At 54.0% G+C, this 3,098-nt stretch carries 2 rRNA genes; both read right to left on the bottom strand.

Going from position 1 to position 3,098, the window contains the following annotated elements:
• Position 1: 1 nt before the first annotated feature.
• Positions 2 to 118 (bottom strand): 5S ribosomal RNA (gene rrf, locus ACMW72_RS11475).
• Positions 119 to 160: 42 nt separating this feature from the next.
• Positions 161 to 3,098: ribosomal RNA gene (locus ACMW72_RS11480) — 23S ribosomal RNA — on the bottom strand; the annotation flags it as partial.

Raw genomic sequence — 3,098 nt, forward strand, 5'->3', positions numbered from 1 at the left:
TGCCTGGCAACGTCCTACTCTCCCAGGACCCTTCGGTCCAAGTACCATCGGCGCTGGAGGGCTTAACGGTCGTGTTCGGAATGGTTACGCGTGTGTCCCCTCCGCCATCGTCACCAGACATATACCCTCAAAACTAGTAGCAAACAGCATCAAATGATTGTAGGTTAAGCCCTCGATCCATTAGTATCCGTTAGCTCCATACCTTACGGTACTTCCACACCGGACCTATCTACCTCATCATCTCTAAGGGATCTTACTGGACTCTCTCCATGGGAAATCTCATCTTGAGGGGGGCTTCACGCTTAGATGCTTTCAGCGCTTATCCCGTCCACACTTGGCTACCCAGCCATGCGCCTGGCGGCACAACTGGTACACCAGCGGTGTGTCCATCCCGGTCCTCTCGTACTAAGGACAGCTCCTCTCAAATTTCCTACGCCCACGACAGATAGGGACCGAACTGTCTCACGACGTTCTGAACCCAGCTCGCGTACCGCTTTAATGGGCGAACAGCCCAACCCTTGGGACCTACTTCAGCCCCAGGATGCGATGAGCCGACATCGAGGTGCCAAACCTCCCCGTCGATGTGGACTCTTGGGGGAGATAAGCCTGTTATCCCCAGGGTAGCTTTTATCCGTTGAGCGATGGCCCTTCCATCCGGTACCACCGGATCACTAAGCCCGACTTTCGTCCCTGCTCGACTTGTTGGTCTCGCAGTCAAGCTCCCTTCTGCCTTTACACTCTGCGAATGATTTCCAACCATTCTGAGGGAACCTTTGGGCGCCTCCGTTACCCTTTAGGAGGCGACCGCCCCAGTCAAACTGCCCACCTGACACGCTCCCCCATCCCGCTTAGGGATGTAGGTTAGAATTTCAATACGATCAGGGTGGTATCCCACCGTCGCCTCCACCGAACCTGGCGGCCCGGCTTCTCTGACTCCCACCTATCCTGTACAGATCGTACCAAAATTCAATATCAGGCTACAGTAAAGCTCCATGGGGTCTTTCCGTCTTGTCGCGGGTAACCTGCATCTTCACAGGTATTACAATTTCACCGGGTCTCTCGTTGAGACAGTGCCCAAGTCGTTACGCCTTTCGTGCGGGTCAGAACTTACCTGACAAGGAATTTCGCTACCTTAGGACCGTTATAGTTACGGCCGCCGTTTACTGGGGCTTCGGTTCAAAGCTTCGCAACCCTCTCGAGCCACTAACCTCTCCCCTTAACCTTCCAGCACCGGGCAGGCGTCAGCCCCTATACTTCACCTTACGGTTTCGCAGAGACCTGTGTTTTTGCTAAACAGTCGCTTGGGCCTCTTCACTGCGGCCTCCTCGGGCTTAAGTTAACCCTAACAAGGCACCCCTTCTCCCAAAGTTACGGGGTCATTTTGCCGAGTTCCTTAACGAGAGTTCTCCCGAGCGCCTTAGGATTCTCTCCTCACCTACCTGTGTCGGTTTACGGTACGGGTACCCCATCCCTCGCTAGAGGCTTTTCTTGGCAGCTTGAGATCGGTGACTTCGGTACTCCTATTTCCCTCCCCTTCACAGCCTAGCCTTAAGACTACGGATTTGCCTGTAGTCTCAGCCTCACTGCTTGGACGTGCTCTTCCAGCCGCACGCTTCACCTACCCTCCTGCGTCACCCCTTCGCTACTATCGGAATGTAGGTAGTACAGGAATTTCAACCTGTTGTCCATCGCCTACGCCTTTCGGCCTCGGCTTAGGTCCCGACTTACCCTGAGCGGACGAACCTTCCTCAGGAACCCTTAGGTTTTCGGCGGAGGGGATTCTCACCCCTCTTTTCGTTACTCATACCGGCATTCTCACTTCCAATCGCTCCAGCACTCCTTTCGGTATGCCTTCTACGCCATTGGAACGCTCCCCTACCACTGTGCCATACGGCACAATCCATAGCTTCGGTGATACGTTTAGCCCCGGTACATTTTCGGCGCAGAGTCACTCGACCAGTGAGCTATTACGCACTCTTTAAATGATGGCTGCTTCTAAGCCAACATCCTGGTTGTCTATGCAACTCCACATCCTTTCCCACTTAACGTATACTTCGGGACCTTAGCTGATGGTCTGGGCTGTTTCCCTCTCGACGACGGATCTTAGCACTCGCCGTCTGACTCCTGGATATCAAATCGTTGGCATTCGGAGTTTGACTAGGTTCGGTAACCCTTTTCGGGCCCCTAGCCCAATCAGTGCTCTACCTCCAACTTTCTCCTTCCAAGGCTAGCCCTAAAGCTATTTCGGGGAGAACCAGCTATCTCCGTGTTCGATTGGAATTTCACCCCTACCCACACCTCATCCCCTAGTTTTTCAACACTAGTGGGTTCGGGCCTCCAGTGAGTGTTACCTCACCTTCACCCTGGACATGGGTAGATCACACGGTTTCGGGTCTACGACTGCGTACTTATCCGCCCTCTTCAGACTCGCTTTCGCTACGGCTCCAGCTCCCCGCCTTAACCTCGCACGCAATCGTAACTCGCCGGTTCATTCTACAAAAGGCACGCTGTCATCCTTTAACGGACTCCAACTGTTTGTAAGCACACGGTTTCAGGTTCTCTTTCACTCCCCTCCCGGGGTGCTTTTCACCTTTCCCTCACGGTACTGCTTCACTATCGGTCGCTAGGGAGTATTTAGCCTTAGGAGATGGTCCTCCCAGATTCCGACGGGGTTCCTCGTGCCCCGCCGTACTCGGGGTCCGTCTTGGAGGAAGAATCTTTTCGCCTACGCGGCTCTCACGCTCTTTGGCCAGCCTTTCCAGACTTGTTCAACTAAGATCCTTCTTTCTTACTCCTTATAAGACGCCCCTCAACCCCGATACCCGTAAGTATCGGTTTAGGCTGTTCCCTTTTCGCTCGCCGCTACTTGGGGAATCGCTTCTTGCTTTCTTCTCCTCAGGGTACTTAGATGTTTCAGTTCCCCTGGTTGCCTCCTCATCCCCTATGTGTTCAGGAATGGGTACGTCTCCATTACAAGACGTGGGTTCCCCCATTCGGAAATCCCCGGATCTACGCTTACTTACAGCTCCCCGAGGCATATCGGTGTTCGTCCCGTCCTTCTTCGGCTCCTAGCGCCAAGGCATCCACCGTGCGCCCTT

Origin of the sequence: Tepidibacillus sp. LV47 (assembly GCF_048381575.1) — a bacterium.
Classification (GTDB): domain Bacteria; phylum Bacillota; class Bacilli; order Tepidibacillales; family Tepidibacillaceae; genus Tepidibacillus.